This window comes from Cellulomonas timonensis (assembly GCF_900046455.1).
Classification (GTDB): domain Bacteria; phylum Actinomycetota; class Actinomycetes; order Actinomycetales; family Cellulomonadaceae; genus Cellulomonas_A; species Cellulomonas_A timonensis.
Map to the genome: position 1 here is coordinate 22,574 of NZ_FCOT01000013.1, position 17,137 is coordinate 39,710.

Below are 17,137 nucleotides of genomic sequence, written 5' to 3' on the forward strand. Positions count from 1 at the left end.
GCCCAGGATGCGGTCAGACCTGCTGAGCAGCGACTTCTACTCGTTCCAGGACCGCCTCACGCCCCGGGAGTCCGAGGTGACGCTGGCCGTGCGCGACTTCTTCGAGGCCGAGGTCCGGCCCATCGCCAACGACTTCTGGGCCCGCGCCGAGTTCCCGGGACACCTCGTCAAGCCGCTTGCCGGCCTCGGCCTGCTCGGCGCCGCCTGGGAGGAGTCCCGGCAGTTCGAGAACTCCGCCCAGTGGCGCGGCTGGATCGCCCTGGAGATGTCCCGCGTCGACGCGTCGGTCTCCTCGTTCGTGGGCGTGCAGAGCGGGCTGGCGATGGGGTCCATCGCCAGCGGCGGCTCACCCGCCCAGCGCAAGGAGTGGCTGCCCGTGATGGCCACCGGGGAAGTCGTCGGCGCCTTCGGGCTCACCGAGCCGTTGTCCGGCTCCGACTCCGCGCGCGGCCTGCGCACCGTGGCGCAGCGGCGCGGCGAGAGCTGGGTGCTCAACGGGGCCAAGCGGTGGATCGGCAACGGGACCTTCGCCGACATCGTGGTCATCGCCGCCCGCGACGCCGCCGACGGGCAGGTCAAGAGCTTCCTGGTGCCGACCAGCACACCCGGGTTCGCCGCCGCCAAGATCGAGGGCAAGCAGAGCCTGCGGATCGTGCAGAACGCCGACCTCACCCTGCGGGACGTCGTGGTGCCGGACGAGCTGCGGCTACCGCTCGTCGAGTCGTTCCGCGACGTGGCCACGGTGCTGCGGCTCACCCGCGCCGAGGTGGCCTGGCAGGCCGTCGGCAACTCGATCGGCGCCTACGAGGCGGCCGTCGCCTACGCCAAGGAGCGCGAGCAGTTCGGCAGGCCCATTGGCGCCCACCAACTCGTGCAGGACCTGCTCTCACGATGCCTGGGGAACATCACGGCGAGCATCGCGCTGTGCATGCAGGTCTCCCGGCTGCTCGACGAGGGCCGCCAGCTCGACGAGCACGCGGCGCTCGCCAAGTCCTTCGCGACCAGCCGGATGCGCGAGACCGTCGCCTGGTCGCGGGAGATCCTCGGCGGCAACGGCATCCTGCTGCAGAACGACGTCGCCCGGCACTTCGCCGACGCCGAGGGCATCTACTCCTACGAGGGCACGCGCGAGATGAACAGCCTCATCGTGGGGCGCGCGATCACCGGCCACGCCGCGTTCGCCTGAGACCCGAGCCACCGCCCCGAGAGGACGTCGCCGTGCCTAGACCTGCCATGCCCGAGGCCGTCATCGTCGCCGCCACCCGGTCGCCCACCGGCCGGGCCTTCAGGGGCTCGCTCGCCGCCCGGCGCGCCGACGACCCCACCGCCGAGATCGTCGCCGCCGCGCTCGCGGCCGTGCCCGCGCTGAACCCCGAGCGCATCGACGACCTGATCCTGGGCTGCGGGCTGCCCGGCGGGGAGCAGGGCATGAACATGGCGCGCGTCGTCGCAGTGCTGCTCGGCCTCGACGCCGTCCCGGGAACCACCGTCACCCGCTACTGCGCGTCCAGCCTCCAGTCCACCCGCATGGCCTTCCACGCGATCAAGGCCGGCGAGGGCGACGTGTTCGTCTCGGCGGGCGTCGAGACCGTCAGCCGCTCGGCGCACGGCACCAGCGACCACATCCCCGGCGAGGAGGTCCGCAACCCGCGGCTGGCCGACGCGATGGCGCGCAGCGAGAAGCTCGCCTCGGGCGGCGGGCGGTGGACCGATCCGCGTGGGGAGGGCGACGTGCCCGACGTCTACGTCGCGATGGGGCAGACCGCCGAGAACGTCGCCCAGCTCTGCGGGGTCACCCGCGACGAGCAGGACGCGTTCGCCGCCCTGAGCCAGCAGCGCGCGCAGGCGGCACTCGCCAGCGGCTTCTGGGGGCGGGAGATCACGCCCGTCACCCGGCCCGACGGGTCCGTGGTCTCGCGCGACGACGGCCCGCGCGCCGGGGTCACCGTCGAGACGCTCGCGGGGCTCGAGCCGGTGTTCCGGCCCGACGGCACCGTGACCGCCGGCAACTGCTGCGCGCTCAACGACGGCGCCGCGGCGCTGGTCGTCATGAGCGACACCGTCGCCGACGAGCTCGGGCTGGCGCCGCTCGCCCGGATCGTGTCCACGGGGGTCAGCGGGCTCTCGCCCGAGATCATGGGACTCGGCCCCGTCGAGGCGAGCCGGCAGGCGCTGGCGCGGGCCCGGCTCACGATCGACGACATGGACCTGGTGGAGATCAACGAGGCCTTCGCCGCACAGGTGCTGCCCTCCGCGCGCCAGCTCGGCGTGGACCCCGAGCGGCTGAACGCGCATGGCGGGGCGATCGCCGTCGGCCACCCGTTCGGCATGACTGGCGCCCGCATCACCGGCACCCTGCTCAACGGCCTGGCCGCCGTGGACGGACGCTACGGGCTGGAGACGATGTGCGTGGGCGGCGGGCAGGGGATGGCGATGGTGGTGGAGCGACTCCGCTGACACCGGCGTCAGCGAGCCAGCACCGAGATCGTCTCGGCCACCAGGGCGGGCTTCTCTGCGCCCTCGATCTCCACGGTCACGGCCAGGGTGAGCCGCACGCCGAGGCCCACCCGGCGCGCGTCGGCCACCGAGCCCGTCGCCCGCACGCGCGAGCCCACGCGCACGGGCTGCAGGAACCGGACCCGGTCCAGCCCGTAGTTCACGGCCATCGTCACACCGTCCACCACGAGCAGCGACGAGGTCAGCACGGGCAGCAGCGACAGGGTGAGGTAGCCGTGCGCGATCGGGGCGCCGAACGGCCCGGCGGCCGCGCGCTCGGGGTCGACATGGATCCACTGCTCATCGTCGGTGGCGGCCGCGAACGCGTCGATGCGCTCCTGGTCGACGGGGAACCAGTCCCCGGCGCCGAGGTCGGCGCCCGCCGCGTCGAGCAGGGCGTCAGGGCTGGTGAAGGCTCGCACGGCGCCCCCTAGGCCTGAGGTCCGCCGGCGACGTACAGCACCTGGCCCGAGACGAAGGAGGCCTCGTCCGAGCACAGGTAGGACGCTGCGGCGGCGATGTCGTCGGGCTGCCCGACCCGGCGCACCGGGATCTGCTGGGCTGCGGCCCCCAGGTACTCCTCGAAGCTGATGCCCAGGCGGGCTGCCGAGGCGCGGAGCATGTCGGTGGCGATGAAGCCGGGCGCGATGGCGTTCGCGGTGATGCCGAACGGGCCCAGCTCAATGGCCAGCGTCTTGGTGAAGCCCTGCAGCCCGGCCTTCGCCGCCGCGTAGTTCGCCTGCCCGCGGTTGCCCAGTGCCGAGGTGCTCGACAGGTTGACGACGCGGCCCCAGCGGGCCTCGACCTGGTGGCGCTGCACCTCGCGTGACATGAGGAACGCGCCGCGCAGGTGCACCGCCACGACGGCGTCCCAGTCCTCGTCGGCCATCTTGAACAGCATGTTGTCACGCAGGATGCCCGCGTTGTTGACCAGCACGGTGGGCGCGCCGAGCTCCTGCGCGGTCCGTGCGACTGCCGCCTGCACATGGGGGCCCACGGACACGTCGGCCCCGATGCCGATGGCCTTGCCGCCCTTGTCGGTAATGGCGGCGACGGTCGAGGCGGTGTCCTCTTCCCGCAGGTCGAGCACTGCGACGTGGTTCCCGTCGGCGGCCAGGCGGCGGGCGATGGCCGCGCCGATCCCGCGCGCGGCTCCGGTGACGATTGCGACTCGTGTCTCAGACATGGGCGTGCTGGTCCTTCCGCTCGTGCTCGGGCTGCTCGCCGGCGTCGCCGTCGAGGTGGATGAGCTGGCGTAGCGCGCGGCCGTCTGCGAGCGCGTCCATCGCCTCGTTGACCTCTCCGAGTGTGATCCGGGCGGAGATCAGCCGCTCGACGGGCAGCCGGCCCTCACGCCAGAGTTGGGCGTAGCGCGGCACGTCCCGCTCCGGCACGGCGGAGCCGAGGTAACTGCCGATGATGGTCCGGGCCTCGGCGGTGAGCAGCAGCGGCGAGATCGCGGCTCGGGCGTCGGGGGAGGGCAGGCCGACGGTCACGGTCCGGCCGCCTGGGGCGGTGGCGAGCACGGCGGTCTCGAACGCGCGTGGGTGGCCCGCGGCCTCGATGACCATGGGCGCCGTGCGGCCTGTGTCGAGGAGCTGCTCGGGGGTGGACGTCTCCTGGACTCCGCAGGCCCGGGCGTGCTCGAGCTTGGCGTCGAGGCTGTCCACTCCGATCACGTGGTGGCCGAGCGCGAGCGCCACCAGCGCGGCCGCGAGCCCGACGCCGCCTAGCCCCACCACCATGACGGTCTGGCCGGGCGCCGGCCGGGCGGCGTTGACCACCGCCCCGCCGCCGGTGAGGACGGCGCAGCCGAGCAGCGCGGCCACGTCGGGTGGCACGTCGGGGTCGACGCGCACCACCGAGGCGCGATCGACCACGGCGTGGGACGCGAAGGCCGAGACCCCGAGGTGGTGGGCGACCGGCTGGCCGTCGCGGTGCAGCCGCACGCCGCCGCGCAGCAGGGCTCCGGCGCTGTTGGCCGCGCTGCCGGCTGGGCACGGCAGCCGGCCGTCGCTCGCGCATGCGTCGCAGCGCCCGCAGCGCGGGAGGAAGGTCATGACGACGCGGTCGCCCACTGCGACGTCGGAGCCGCCCGGGCCGATCGCCTCGACGATCCCCGCCGCCTCGTGGCCGAGCAGCATCGGAGTGGGCCGTGCCCGGCTGCCGTCCACCACCGACAGGTCTGAGTGGCACACCCCTGCGGTCTCGATCCGGACGAGGATTTCGCCGGGGCCGGGCTCGTCGAGCTCGAGCGGCCCCACGGTGAGCGGCCGTGAGGCGGCGAATGGCGCGGGCTCGCCGACGGACTCGAGCACGGCGCCGAGGATCTGCATCGCTGGCCTCCTGGTGCGGCCCGGGCGCAGCGCTGCGCGCGGGGTCCAGTCGGCCACGAGAACCGGGCGAATCGCAATACCGACTGGACGGTACGTTGCTGGAACCGTACACCAGGGACCCCGTCCGCGGCCCTCGATCCTGAGTCCCTCGCCGGATCGAGGGCCGCGCGCGGGCCGTCAGTCGACGGGCGCCGCGACCAATGCCACGTCGTCGGCCCGAGTGGCCACCAGGTCGTTGGCGGTGCGCAGGACCGGCGCGGACGTCAGCGCGCGCTCGTCGAGCCGTGCCGACGTCTTCACCCAGAACGTGACGGTCGCGCCCGCGGGGAGCGTCACCAGCGCATCGTCCACCGTCGCGTCCGGGTCGAGGCGGTCCACCAGCAGCGTCACGTCGCGTGCGAGCGAGCGCGCTGTGGCGTCGACCCGGTACCCGCCATCGGCCGGCGTGGCCGTGACCTTCAGCGGGGTGGGGTCCAGATCGAGAACCACATCCTCGGCCCACAGGTGGACGGAGCGGATGCCGTCCAGCTCGGCGACGAGCACCTCGCGGCGTGGGTCGCCGGGCGTCCGGACGTCGTCGGGCAGCGGGAGAAGTGCCACCGACCGGGCCCCGACGCTCACCGGCTGGGTGGACTCGGCGAGGAGCGTCCCGTCGAACAGCTCACGACGCATGCGCACGGCGCCTTGCCAGAGCTCCGGGCTGTCGTTGACGACGGCCAGGGCCAGCCGCCCGTCACGCTCATGCACCGACAGCACGCGGTCGGCGAACGCGTGCCGCAGCGCGTACCAGAGCGGCTTGGGCCGCTCGTCGCCGTCCACGGCAGCCCAGGATGTCACCGGCCAGCAGTCGTTGATCTGCCAGACGATGGCGCCGGTGGTCCGCGGCCACCAGGCCCGGTAGTGGTCGATGGCGTGCTGCACGGCGCGCGCCTGGTTGAGCTGGGTGGCCCAGTGCCAGTCGCCGAAGTCGGCGGGCACGCCCAGGTGCGGCGCCAGGCCGCGGTCGAGCTTGCCGTTGCCATCGTCGGCCTTCTGGTGGAGCAGGAACACCGGGTCGGTCTTGCTCAGCGGGGCCCCGTCGGCGTTGCGGACCGCGCGCTCCAGCGTGGCCCAGGCGGGCGGCCCCTGGAAGCCGAACTCCGAGCAGAACCGGGGGACCTCGTCGCGGTAGGCGGCGTAGTCCACCCGGTTCCACACCTCCCACTGGTGGTGGGTGCCGTGATCCGGGTCGTTCGGGTGCGCGCCCTCGGGCGCCGAGTCGGGGGAGTACGGACTGCCGTCCATGTACGGCCGGGTCGGGTCGAGCTCGGCGACGATCGCCGGGAAGAGCTCCGTGGCGTACCGCCGGCCCCAGGTGGCGCCGTTGAGCCGGTCCTTCCAGCCCCAGTCCTCGAAGCCCCAGAGGTTCTCGTTCCCGCCGTTCCACAGCACGAGCGAGGCGTGCGGGGTCAGCCGGGCGACATTCTCCCGGGCCTCGGCCTCGAGCTCGTCCCAGAGCGGGGCCTCCTCCGGGTAGGCCGCGCAGGCGAGCAGGAAGTCCTGCCAGACGAGGACACCGCGCTCGTCGCACACGTCGTAGAAGTCCTCGGACTCATAAACGCCGCCGCCCCATACCCGCAGCAGGTTGAGGTTCGCGCCGAGGGCCTGGTCCACCCGGCGGGCCACCTGGGCCCGGGTGATCCGGGTCAGCAGGTGGTCGTCGGGGATCCAGTTGGCTCCCTTGACGAAGATCGGCCGCCCGTTGACCCGCAGCGTGAAGGACGAGCCGAACTCGTCTGGCTGGGTGTCGAGCTCGACGGTGCGGAACCCGATCCGGCGCCGCCACGAGTCGAGGGCCACCGGGCTCGCCGCGGCGGGCGCCGACTCCTCGAGGGTGACGTCCAGGTCGAGCAGCGGCTGGGCGCCGTGGCCCACCGGCCACCACAGGGGGGCGTGCGGCACGGTGACGCTCACCGTCGCGGAGTCCTGGCCGGGCGCCAGCGCGACCTCTCCCTCGACGTCCCCGATGCGGGCCCGGAGCACGAGGGCCGCGTCCCGCGATCCGGCCAGGCCAGAGCGCTCGACCTCGACGTGGACGGCGACCTGGCCGGTCCCGTCAGCGTCGACGGTGACCTGCGGGCGGACCTGGGCCAGGCGGGCGGTGCGCCAGCGCTCGACGCGCACGGGCTTCCAGATGCCGGCGGTCTGCAGGTCGGGGCCCCAGTCCCAGCCGAAGCTGCAGGCCATCTTGCGGACCATGTTGAACGGGTGGTCGTAGGCGGTGGGACGGGCGCCGATCCTGTCGCGCAGCGCCTCGGCGTGCTCGAGCGCTGAGCGCAGGTCGACGGCGAGGGTGCGGGCGGTCCCGTCGGCGGCCCAGCGGACGTCGAAGCGGTAGGACCTGTGCTGGTTGGCGGTGGCTCCCACGAGCGCGTTGTCGAGCCGCACCTCGGCCACGGTGTCGAGGCCCTCGAAGACCAGGTCGACCCGCTCGTCGGCGTCGGCGGGCTCGAGGGCGAGGTCGCGGCTGTACCGCCAGTCGGCGCGGTGCATCCAGGCGAGGGCTGTCTCGTTCTGGTCGAGGTAGGGGTCGGGGATGAGGCCCGCGGCGAGGAGGTCCGTGTGCGCGCTGCCGGGGATCTCAGCGGCCACCGTTTGGCCGGCGATCTCGGCGGGCACAGGTCCGCCTGTGGCGCGCAGGGTCCATCCGTCGTGCAGGTCCAGTCGGTACATCCGGGGGTGCTCCCTGCCTCGTGGGGCCCTCGCACACGGCGCGCGCAGCGTTGCGCGGCTCCGTCGACGACATCGTCACCGAGGCGAGAACCCGGGTGGATCAATTCTTAGGCAACTGAACAAAGTAAGTCAAACATTTCTCCTCTATGGTCGTCTCCTCAGCCGACGAAGGAGCCGACCTGTGACGCGCGACGCCGTGCACCACCACCTCACCACCGCCCGCACCGGCTCGCCAGCCCTCGGCGCGCGCTCATCCGCCGCCGCGCGCGCTGGCGCCCTCGTCGACGTCACCGGCGAGATCCTCCAGCTCCGCGCGGCGGGGGTCGGCGTCGTGGTCGACCTGGGAGGGGGCACGCTGCCCCGGGTGCTGCACTGGGGCGCCGACCTGGGCGGGCTCGACGCGGACGCGCTCGCCGCGCTGCGCGCCGTGTCGCGTCCGCAGCCGCTGGGCTTCCCGGTGGACGGCGAGGTCGAGATCGCCGTCCTGCCGGAGCAGTCAGCTGGCTACCTGGGCACTCCAGGGCTGGCCGGGCACCGCGACGGCGCCGACTTCTCCACCGCGTTCCGGGTCCGGGGCGCCCGGCTCGAGGCCGACGTCGACGGGACCCAGCGCCTGGTGGTGGACGCGGAGGACCCGGACGCCGGGCTGGACCTGCGCCTCGTCCTCGAGCTCACCCCCCAGGGCCTGGTGCGGCAGCAGGCCCGGCTCATGAGCTCGGGGCCGGGCGTCTTCACCGTGGACGGGCTCCTGCTCACGCTGCCCGTGCCCGCGCGGGCTGCCGAGCTGCTCGACTTCACGGGCCGCCACCTGCGCGAGCGCAGCCCGCAGCGCACCGCGTTCACCCACGGCGTCCGGCTGCGGGAGAACCGGCGCGGGCGCACCGGCTACGACGCCGCGCACGTGCTGGTGGCCGGCGTCCCCGGCTTCGCGAACCGGCGCGGAGAGGTGTGGGGGGTGCACACGGCGTGGTCCGGCAACCACCGCTCACTCGCCGAGCGCAGCCACTACAACCCCGGCCTGCTGGGAGGCGGCGAGCTGCTGCTGCCCGGCGAGGCGCGGCTGGCGCCGGGGGAGTCGTACACCAGCCCGTGGCTGTACGGGTCCTACGGCCACGGCCTCGACGACCTCGCCGCCCGGTTCCACGGCTGGATGCGCGGGCGCCCGCAGCATCCGAGGCGTCCGCGCCCCGTCGTGGCCAACACGTGGGAGGCCGTGTACTTCGAGCACGACCTGACCCGCCTGACCGACCTCGCTGACGCGGCCGCGGCGGTCGGCGTCGAGCGGTTCGTGCTGGACGACGGGTGGTTCGGCTCACGGCGCGACGACTCCACCGGGCTCGGAGACTGGTTCGTCTCGGCGGATGTGTGGCCGGACGGCCTGGGCCCGCTGGTGCGGCATGTGAACGGCCTGGGCATGGAGTTCGGGCTGTGGGTGGAGCCGGAGATGGTCAACCCCGACTCCGACGTGGCCCGCGCGCACCCCGACTGGATGCTGCGGACTCCTGGCCGGCTCCCGCGCGAGGCGCGTCATCAGCAGGTGCTCGACCTGGCCCGGCCTGAGGCGTTCGCGTACATCCTCGGGCGGCTGGACGCGCTGTTGGCGGAGTACCCCATCGCGTACCTCAAGTGGGACCACAACCGCGACCTCGTCGACGCCGGGCATGGCGCCCGCGGGGTCGGCGGCGTCCACGGGCAGACGCGCGCCGTCTACCGGCTGCTGGACGAGCTGCGGGTGCTGCATCCGGGCGTCGAGGTGGAGTCGTGCTCATCTGGCGGCGGGCGGGTCGACCTGGAGATCCTCGAGCGCACCGACCGGGTGTGGACGAGCGACTGCATCGACGCGCTCGAGCGCCAGCAGATCCAGCGCTGGACCAACCTGCTGGTGCCGCTCGAGCTGATGGGCGCGCATGTGGGCTCGGGCGCCGCGCACTCCACCGGGAGGCGCCATCCGCTGTCCTTCCGGGCGGGCACGGCGCTGTTCGGGCACCTGGGCGTCGAGTGGGACCTGCGCGAGGCCGACGAGGCCCAGCGCGCGGAGCTCGCCGAGTGGATCGGGCTGTACAAGGAGGTGCGCGGCCTGCTGCACACGGGCGTCGCGGTGCACGCGGATGTGGCCGATCCGGCGCATGACGTGCATGGCGTGGTGGCCGCGGACGGCTCGGACGCGCTGTTCGCGTGGGTGGCGACGGCGACGTCGGCGGACTACCCGACGGGACGGCTGCCACTGCCCGGTCTGGAGCCCGACGCGCTTTACCACGTGCGCCCCCAGGCGCCGGGCGCCAAGGTGGACGGCGTCGCGAGCCAGTGGACCCATGTGCCCTGGTGGGCGCCGGAGGGCGTGCGACTGCCGGGGCGGGTGCTGTCCGAGGTGGGGCTGCAGGCTCCGGTGCTGTTCCCCGAGCGGATGGTGCTGCTGCGCGCGACGCGGGTCTGAGCGCGGGGGAGGCGTTCGCGCAGGTCATCCACGCGTCGGGCAGACAGGTCACAAACAGGACACAATCCTTGACAGCGATACTTTGGACAGTTAAGAAAGTAACCACTGGAAGGCCTAATGCAGTGCCGTGCCGCCGACAGGGACGTCGCGGAGGCTTCCAGCACAGCCTCGTCACGACGTGGTGACGACAGACCGAGGGATCACAGATGCTCCTCTTCACTCGGCGCCCCGGAAGGCGCCTGGCCTGGACCGCGGCAGCCGTCGCCTCGGTCGCCGCACTCAGCCTGAGCGCATGCTCGGGAGCCGACCCCGCCGCAGGCCCCGAGGGGGGCGGCGGATCCGCGATCACCGTCTTCAACGGCGCCACCGGCACCATCACCGAGAACTTCAACCCGTTCTCGCCCACCGCGCTGCAGCCCACGCTCGGGGTGATCCACGAGTCGCTCTACTGGTACAACCTGGCGTCGGAGTCCGAGCCCACCCCGCTGCTGGCCACCGGCTACGAGTGGAACGAGGACGGCACCGAGCTGACGATCACCACGCGCGAGGGCGTCAAGTGGAACGACGGCGAGCCGTTCAGCGCCGCCGATGTCGCCTTCACGTTCAACCTGGTCAACGAGACGCCCGAGTTGAACACCACAGGCCTGGCCGCCACCGCTGAGGCCACGGACGAGAACACCGTCGTCCTCACCTTCCCGGAGAAGTCGTTCATGCAGGAGCCGGAGATCCTCGGCAACCGAGGCATCGTGCCCGAGCACATCTGGAAGGACGTCGCCGACCCGGTCACCGAGGTCAACTCCAACCCCGTCGGCACCGGCGCCTTCAAGGTGAAGACCTTCTCCGCGCAGAGCTACGCGCTCGAGAAGAACGCCGACTACTGGGAGAAGGGCAAGCCGGCCATCGACGAGGTGCGCTACATCTCGCTCGAGACGGCCGACGCCGCCAGCGCCGCCCTCATCGCCGGCCAGGTCGACTGGATGAGCGCGTTCCTCCCCGGCCTCGAGCAGCTCCTCAAGGACCAGGAGGACCTCGCCTACGTCAACACCCCCGGGCTGACGGCCTCCATCTACACCTGCTCCAACGCGGACCTGGGCTGCGAGGGCCCGCAGACGGACGTCGCTGTGCGCCAGGCCATCTACCACGCGATCGACCGCACCCAGCTCAACAAGCTCGCCGGCGGCGGGTTCGCCGGCGAGGGCAGCCCGACGCTGCTTCTCCCCGAGCGTGACGCCAAGTGGATCGCCGACAAGGACCACGCCGTCGCGCCGCAGACCGCCGACACGGCCAAGGCCAACGCGATCCTCGACGCCGCCGGCTGGACCCTCGGCTCAGACGGCATCCGCGTGAAGGACGGCCAGAAGCTCTCCCTGACCATCCAGACGGTCACCGGCTGGAGCGACTTCATCTCGCTCAACGACGCGATGAAGCAGCAGCTCAAGGAGGTCGGCATCGACCTCACGCCCACGCAGCTCTCGTGGAACGAGTGGAACGCCAACCAGACCGGCGGCACCTACCAGCTCTCGCTCGACTCGATCGGCCTGTACGCCTCGCCGAACCCGTACTACCCGTACAACCAGCGCTACCACAGCGACAACACCACGCCAGTGGGCGAGTCGGCCATCTCCGGCAACTTCGCCCGCTACGCCAACCCGATCGTCGACGCGGCGGTCCGCGCGGCGGGGTCCACGAATGACGAGGCCGAGCAGCTCAAGCAGTACGCGATCGTGCAGGAGCAGATCGTCAACGACCTGCCCTACATCCCGATCTACGTGAACTCCACGCTCACCGAGTTCAACACGAGCCGTGCCGAGGGCTGGCCTTCCAACGACGACAAGTACGCGTTCGCCGCGTCGTGGAAGGCCTGGGACAACGGGATCATCCTCAAGACGATCACGCCCACCAGCAAGTAGTCCCACCCGCGACACAGCACTGCGAGTCGGTGCCGAGGGGCGCCGTCGACGAGGGAGAGCGACCGCATGAGATACGTCTTGCAGAAGCTGGGGTTCTACGTGGCAGCCCTCTGGGCCGCGCTCACGCTGAACTTCTTCATCCCGCGATGGATGCCGGGCGACCCCGTCGACATCATGATCTCGAAGCTCGCGACGCGAGGGCCGGTCACCCCGGCCACCCGTCACGCCATCGAGCTCCTCCTCGGCACCGACACGCAGCAGCCGCTGTGGCAGCAGTACATCGCCTACCTGGGCCAGATCTTCTCGGGGAACCTCGGGACGTCGGTCGTCTACTTCCCGACCCCGGTGGCGAAGGTCATCTCCCAGACGCTCCCGTGGACGATCGGGCTGATCGGCATCGCGACGATCATCTCGTTCCTGGTGGGCATCGGGCTGGGGACCCTGGCGGGCTGGAAGCGCGGCTCGTGGCTGGACAACGTCATCCCCGTGACGACGATGCTCCAGTCCGTGCCGTACTTCTGGCTCGCGCTGATCCTGCTGTTCCTCTTCGGCAGCATCTGGCAGGTGTTCCCGCTCAACGGGGGCTACGACGTGTACACGACGTCGATCGGGTTGAGCTGGCCGTTCATCTCGTCTGTCGTCTACTACGGCACCCTGCCGGCGCTCACCATCGTGATCTCCTCGATCGGCGGCTGGATGCTCGGGATGCGCAACATGATGGTCTCGACGCTCTCGGAGGACTACATCCTCACCGCCGAGGCCAAGGGCCTGAAGCCGGGGCGCATCATGCGCACCTACGCCGCGCGGAACGCCGTGCTCCCCTCGATCGCGGGGTTCGCGATCTCGCTGGGGTTCGTCGTCGCGGGGTCCATCGTCACCGAGGCCGTCTTCTCCTACCCGGGCATCGGGTCGGCGCTGCTGCAGGCGGTCAACAGCAACGACTACGCGCTCATGCAGGGCATCTTCCTGGTGATCACCCTGTCCGTCCTCGGAGCGAACCTGCTGGTCGACCTCCTGTACACGATCATCGACCCGCGCACGCGGGCCCGGGCCTAGGAGGAACCCCGACATGGCACTGACCACCCAGGACCCGGCGGTCGCGGAGAGCGAGCCGCACGCCCCGGCCGCCTCCGGCCGCTCACGCAAGCGCTCGTTCCCCCCGATGACGGCGAAACTCGCCATCGGGCTGTCCATCGCCGGCGCCATCGCGCTCTTCGGCCTCGTCGGCCCGTACCTCGTCGGCGACCCGTCCAAGGTCGACGACATCGGGCTGAGCGGCCCCGGCGGCGGCTTCCTGCTCGGCACCACCCAGACCGGGCAGGACGTCTTCGCGCAGCTCGCCTACGCGACGCGCGGCTCGCTGACCATCGGGCTCGTGGTGGGCGTGCTGACGCTCGTGCTGTCCACGTTCTTCGGTGTGGTGGGCGCGTACATCGGCGGCGTGGTCGACGAGTCGTTCTCGCTGTTCAGCAACGTCATGCTGGTGATCCCCGGACTGCCGCTCGTGATCGTCATCTCGAGCTATGTGCCGAACAAGAGCGTGTGGCTGATCGCCTTCGTGCTCGCCCTGACCGGCTGGGCCGGCTCCGCGCGGGTGCTGCGCGGGTTCACACTGTCGCTGCGCAACCGGGACTACGTGCTCGCGTCGCGCGTCTCGGGGGAGCGGTCGTGGCGGATCCTCACCGTGGAGGTGCTGCCCAACCTCATCCCCCTGCTGGCCTCGCAGGTCGTGTTCGCGATCATCTTCGCGATCCTCGGCGAGGCGGGCCTGTCGTTCCTGGGGCTCGGCGCCTCCGGCTCGTTCACCTGGGGCACGATGCTCTACTTCGCGCAGAACGGCCTGGCGCTGCGCTTGGGCGCCTGGTGGTGGTTCATCCCGCCGGGCCTGATGCTCGCGCTGTTCGGCGCCGCGCTGTCCCTCATCAACTTCTCGATCGACGAGATCATCAACCCGAAGCTGCGCTCGCAGACGCGCGCGGCACGGCGCACGTGGCGCATGTCGCGGTCCCAGCTCAAGAGCGCGAAGGAGGCCACGCTGTGACGACCACGCCGACCCCCACGCCCGCCCCGGCTTCCACGCCGACACCCACCCGTATGAGAGCCGGGAGGACGTCCCCGGCTTCCACGCCGACACCCACCCCGCCGGGGACGTCCTCCCACCCGGTGCTCACCATCGAGAACCTGAGCATCGACTACCTCGTCGACCCCGTCGTGCACGCCGTGAAGAACGTGTCGCTGTCGCTCGGCCGCGGCGAGGTGCTCGGCCTCGCGGGGGAGAGCGGCTGCGGCAAGAGCACCCTCGCCTACGGGGTGAACCGCCTGCTCAAGCCGCCTGCCGCCATCACCAGCGGGCGCGCGGTGTTCCACTCGCGGGAGGGGTACGAGCTCGACCTGGGCGCCCTGCACGGCGAGGACCTGCGGGCCTTCCGCTGGGACCGGATCGCGATGGTCTTCCAGGGGGCGATGAACTCGCTCAACCCGGTGATCAGCGTTCAGGCCCAGCTCGAGGACATCTTCACCACGCACCGGCCCGACATGGGCCGCGCCGAGCGCGTCGAGCGCTGCGCCGAGCTGCTCGAACGGGTGGGGGTGGACCGCGGCCGGCTCAAGTCGTTCGCGCACGAGCTCTCCGGCGGCATGCGGCAGCGGGTGATGATCGCGATGGCGATGGCCCTGGACCCGCAGGTCATGATCATGGACGAGCCGACCACCGCGCTCGACGTGGTGGTGCAGCGGGAGATCCTGCGGGAGATCACCCGGCTGCGCTCCGAGCTGGGCTTCGCCGTCATCTTCATCACGCACGACCTGCCGCTGCTGCTGGAGATCAGCGACCGGATCGCCATCATGCGCGACGGAGAGATCGTCGAGCTGGCTGACGCGATGACGCTCTACACCCAGCCGCAGCACGAGTACACCCGCACGCTGCTCGGGTCCTTCCCGAGCCTGACCGGCGCCCGCGGCGGGTTCATCCGCTCCGGCGTCGACGAGGAGGAGGCCCGATGACCACCCTCGAGGTGCGTGACGTGGTGAAGGAGTACCACCTGCGCAGCGGCTTCCGGTCCACGACGCTGACGGCCGTCGACCATGTGAGCTTCACGCTGGAGCCGGGGCGCACCGTCGCGCTGGTGGGGCAGTCCGGCAGCGGCAAGTCGACGATCGCCAAGCTGCTCATGCAGCTCGAGCGCCCCACCAGCGGAGAGATCGTGGTGGACGGCGAGCCCGTGCAGCGGCGCGGGCCCGGGCTGCGGCGGTACCGCAAGGAGGTGCAGATGGTCTTCCAGGACCCGTTCGCCTCGCTGAACCCGTACCACACCATCGAGCACCACCTGGAGCGCCCGATCCGGCTGCACCAGCGCGGGCTGTCCGCCGACGAGGTGCGCGACAAGGTGCGCTCACTGCTCGAGCGGGTGCGGCTCGACGCCACCGACGACTTCGCACGGCGGCGGCCGCATGAGCTCTCCGGCGGGCAGCGGCAGCGCGTCGCGATCGCCCGCGCGCTGGCCCCGGAGCCCGGCATCCTCGTCGCGGACGAGCCGGTGTCGATGCTCGACGTCTCGATCCGGCTCGGGGTGCTCAACCTGCTCGCGAGCCTGCAGCGCGAGGAGAACCTCGGCGTCCTCTACATCACGCACGACCTCGCGACGGCCCGGCACTTCTCCGACGAGATCCTGGTCATGTACCGGGGGCAGATCGTCGAGCGCGGGCCGGCGGACGACGTCATCCTCAACCCGCAGCACGAGTACACGCGGCTGCTGGCGGAGGCCGCCCCGGACCCCGAGCGGCGGCTGCGCGAGCTGTCCGCGACGGCTTGACGGAACGCAGGCGTGGCAGTCGGGGGAAAGCGCGGCGGACGGCCCACGATCCTGTGGCACGCTGTGGCGATCGAACGAATTCGGTGGACTCGCGGTCCCCGGGCGACGCCACGCCGTGGCCCAGTCGGCACGGCGCGCAGCCGTCCAGATCCCGCGCACTGCCGGACAGGAGACCCAGCGTGAGCAGCACGAGCCTTGGCATGGCCCACACGAGCAGCCGATCGGCGATCCTCGACGTCATCCGGGCCGCCGGCACCATCAGCCGCGTCGAGCTCACCCATGCCACCGGCCTCACCGGCGCCACCATCTCGACGGTCGTGCGCCGCCTGATGAACGAGGGGCTCGTCGTCGAGGCGGGGCAGGCCGAGTCCACCGGCGGCAAACCCCGCAGGCTGCTCCGGCTCGATCCGAACGCCCGGTACGCCGTGGGGGTGCACCTCGACCACGCGGGCATCACCTACGTGCTCGCGAACCTCGGCGGGGCGATCGTGGGCCGGTGGCGCAAGTCCGGCGCGGGCTCCGACGACCCGCAGGAGGTCGTCACCCGCATGGTCGGCGAGATCGACGCGATGATCACCCGCGTCGGGGTCGACCACGCCCGCGTGCTCGGCATCGGCGTGGTCTCGCCCGGGCCGATCACGGCATCTGTCGGCATGGTGCTGGCGCCGCCGATCATGCAGCGGTGGGCCGACTACCCGCTCGGCGACGCTCTCGAGGACGCGGTCGGGGTGCCCGTGCTGCTCGACAACGACGCGACGGCCGCCGCGATCGGCGAGTACTGGGCGGGCGGCATCGAGACGACGTCCGCGTTCGCGGCCCTGTACATGGGCACCGGCATCGGCGCGGGCGTGCTCGTCAACGGCACCGTCTACCGGGGCTCGTCCTCGAACGCCGGGGAGGTCGGCCACATCTGCGTGGACGTGGACGGGCCGGAGTGCTGGTGCGGAAGCCAGGGTTGTGTCGAGGCGCTCGCCGGGCCCGCTGCCGTGGTCGCCGCCGCGCAGGCCCAGGGACTCGACCTCGGCCAGCCGGACCGCACCATCGCCGAGCAGTTCGCGGCCGTCGCCCGCGCCGCGCTGCGCGGGGAGCCCGCCGCACAGGAGATCCTGCAGCGCTCGGCCCGGTTCATCGGCGTCGCCGCCCAGACGTTGGCGAACGTCATGGACCTGGACCTGGTGGTCCTGACCGGGCCGTCGTTCGCGCTCGCGGGCTCCATCTACCTGCCCACCGTCGAGGACCAGCTCGGGCGCTCGTTCTTCGCGCGGGGCAGCCACCCCGTGCGCGTGACGATCTCCTCCAACGCGTCCGAGGCCGCCGCGGTGGGCGCCGCGGCGCTCGTGCTGCAGAGCGAGCTGGCGCCGCGGCAGTCGGGCCTGCGGATCCCCGCGGAGCTCATGGCCGAGGGCGACGGGAAGCCGGTGCAGGCCCTGGCTTGAG

At 72.0% G+C, this 17,137-nt stretch carries 13 protein-coding genes; 9 read left to right on the plus strand and 4 right to left on the minus strand.

The features are described from left to right. Positions 1 to 7: 7 nt before the first annotated feature. The gene (locus BN3788_RS13650; RefSeq protein ID WP_066587310.1) at positions 8 to 1,186 is read left to right on the plus strand and encodes an acyl-CoA dehydrogenase family protein; all 1,179 of its coding nucleotides are present in this window, start codon (positions 8 to 10) and stop codon (positions 1,184 to 1,186) included. Positions 1,187 to 1,233: 47 nt separating this feature from the next. Next, positions 1,234 to 2,457, plus strand: coding sequence for an acetyl-CoA C-acetyltransferase (locus tag BN3788_RS13655; RefSeq protein ID WP_066587312.1), 1,224 nt, complete (start codon positions 1,234 to 1,236; stop codon positions 2,455 to 2,457). 8 nt (positions 2,458 to 2,465) lie between these two features. On the opposite strand, the gene BN3788_RS13660 is transcribed toward BN3788_RS13655, so the two are convergent. The 4 genes from BN3788_RS13660 to BN3788_RS13675 form a co-directional block, all read right to left on the minus strand. Beyond that, positions 2,466 to 2,918 carry a MaoC family dehydratase gene (locus BN3788_RS13660; RefSeq protein ID WP_066587315.1) on the minus strand — a complete coding sequence of 151 codons (453 nt, stop codon included), beginning with the start codon at positions 2,916 to 2,918 and terminating at the stop codon, positions 2,466 to 2,468. 8 nt (positions 2,919 to 2,926) lie between these two features. Next, positions 2,927 to 3,682, minus strand: coding sequence for a 3-oxoacyl-ACP reductase FabG (gene fabG, locus BN3788_RS13665; protein WP_066587317.1), 756 nt, complete (start codon positions 3,680 to 3,682; stop codon positions 2,927 to 2,929). Continuing rightward, entirely contained in the window at positions 3,675 to 4,832 is a 1,158-nt protein-coding gene (locus BN3788_RS13670; RefSeq protein WP_082812929.1) for an alcohol dehydrogenase catalytic domain-containing protein, read from the minus strand. The genes fabG and BN3788_RS13670 overlap by 8 nt, the downstream gene beginning before the upstream one ends. Positions 4,833 to 5,009: 177 nt before the next feature. After that, positions 5,010 to 7,544, minus strand: a complete 2,535-nt coding sequence (locus tag BN3788_RS13675; protein ID WP_066587318.1) for a glycoside hydrolase family 2 protein — start codon at positions 7,542 to 7,544, stop codon at positions 5,010 to 5,012. 331 nt (positions 7,545 to 7,875) lie between these two features. Between BN3788_RS13675 and BN3788_RS13680 the strand changes: the two genes are divergently transcribed. From BN3788_RS13680 to BN3788_RS13710, 7 genes are all read left to right on the plus strand, one after another. Further along, positions 7,876 to 9,978 carry an alpha-galactosidase gene (locus tag BN3788_RS13680; RefSeq protein WP_390620163.1) on the plus strand — a complete coding sequence of 701 codons (2,103 nt, stop codon included), beginning with the start codon at positions 7,876 to 7,878 and terminating at the stop codon, positions 9,976 to 9,978. A gap of 206 nt (positions 9,979 to 10,184) precedes the next feature. After that, positions 10,185 to 11,888 (plus strand): ABC transporter substrate-binding protein, encoded by a 1,704-nt coding sequence (locus tag BN3788_RS13685; RefSeq protein WP_066587320.1) that lies wholly within the window; start codon positions 10,185 to 10,187, stop codon positions 11,886 to 11,888. Positions 11,889 to 11,954: 66 nt separating this feature from the next. After that, a complete protein-coding gene (locus BN3788_RS13690) occupies positions 11,955 to 12,944 on the plus strand; it encodes an ABC transporter permease (RefSeq protein ID WP_066587322.1) in 990 nt (329 codons plus the stop codon). A 13-nt stretch (positions 12,945 to 12,957) separates the two neighbouring features. After that, the gene (locus tag BN3788_RS13695; protein WP_066587327.1) at positions 12,958 to 13,929 is read left to right on the plus strand and encodes an ABC transporter permease; all 972 of its coding nucleotides are present in this window, start codon (positions 12,958 to 12,960) and stop codon (positions 13,927 to 13,929) included. A 122-nt stretch (positions 13,930 to 14,051) separates the two neighbouring features. After that, positions 14,052 to 14,891, plus strand: coding sequence for an ABC transporter ATP-binding protein (locus tag BN3788_RS13700; protein WP_066587330.1), 840 nt, complete (start codon positions 14,052 to 14,054; stop codon positions 14,889 to 14,891). After that, on the plus strand, positions 14,888 to 15,700 hold the full coding sequence (locus BN3788_RS13705; RefSeq protein ID WP_066587332.1) for an ABC transporter ATP-binding protein: 813 nt from the start codon (positions 14,888 to 14,890) through the stop codon (positions 15,698 to 15,700). The genes BN3788_RS13700 and BN3788_RS13705 overlap by 4 nt, the downstream gene beginning before the upstream one ends. A 179-nt stretch (positions 15,701 to 15,879) precedes the next feature. Next, positions 15,880 to 17,136, plus strand: a complete 1,257-nt coding sequence (locus BN3788_RS13710; RefSeq protein WP_234346656.1) for an ROK family transcriptional regulator — start codon at positions 15,880 to 15,882, stop codon at positions 17,134 to 17,136. Position 17,137 lies beyond the last annotated feature (1 nt).

Excerpts from the sequence above, each read along its gene's own strand:
- BN3788_RS13705 (WP_066587332.1), top strand. The coding sequence starts at position 14,888 with ATGACCACCCTCGAGGTGCGTGACGTGGTGAAGGAGTACCACCTGCGC.
- BN3788_RS13690 (WP_066587322.1), top strand. The coding sequence starts at position 11,955 with ATGAGATACGTCTTGCAGAAGCTGGGGTTCTACGTGGCAGCCCTCTGG.
- BN3788_RS13695 (WP_066587327.1), top strand. The coding sequence starts at position 12,958 with ATGGCACTGACCACCCAGGACCCGGCGGTCGCGGAGAGCGAGCCGCAC.
- fabG (WP_066587317.1), bottom strand. The coding sequence starts at position 3,682 with ATGTCTGAGACACGAGTCGCAATCGTCACCGGAGCCGCGCGCGGGATC.
- BN3788_RS13675 (WP_066587318.1), bottom strand. The coding sequence starts at position 7,544 with ATGTACCGACTGGACCTGCACGACGGATGGACCCTGCGCGCCACAGGC.
- BN3788_RS13670 (WP_082812929.1), bottom strand. The coding sequence starts at position 4,832 with ATGCAGATCCTCGGCGCCGTGCTCGAGTCCGTCGGCGAGCCCGCGCCA.
- BN3788_RS13685 (WP_066587320.1), top strand. The coding sequence starts at position 10,185 with ATGCTCCTCTTCACTCGGCGCCCCGGAAGGCGCCTGGCCTGGACCGCG.
- BN3788_RS13650 (WP_066587310.1), top strand. The coding sequence starts at position 8 with ATGCGGTCAGACCTGCTGAGCAGCGACTTCTACTCGTTCCAGGACCGC.
- BN3788_RS13655 (WP_066587312.1), top strand. The coding sequence starts at position 1,234 with ATGCCCGAGGCCGTCATCGTCGCCGCCACCCGGTCGCCCACCGGCCGG.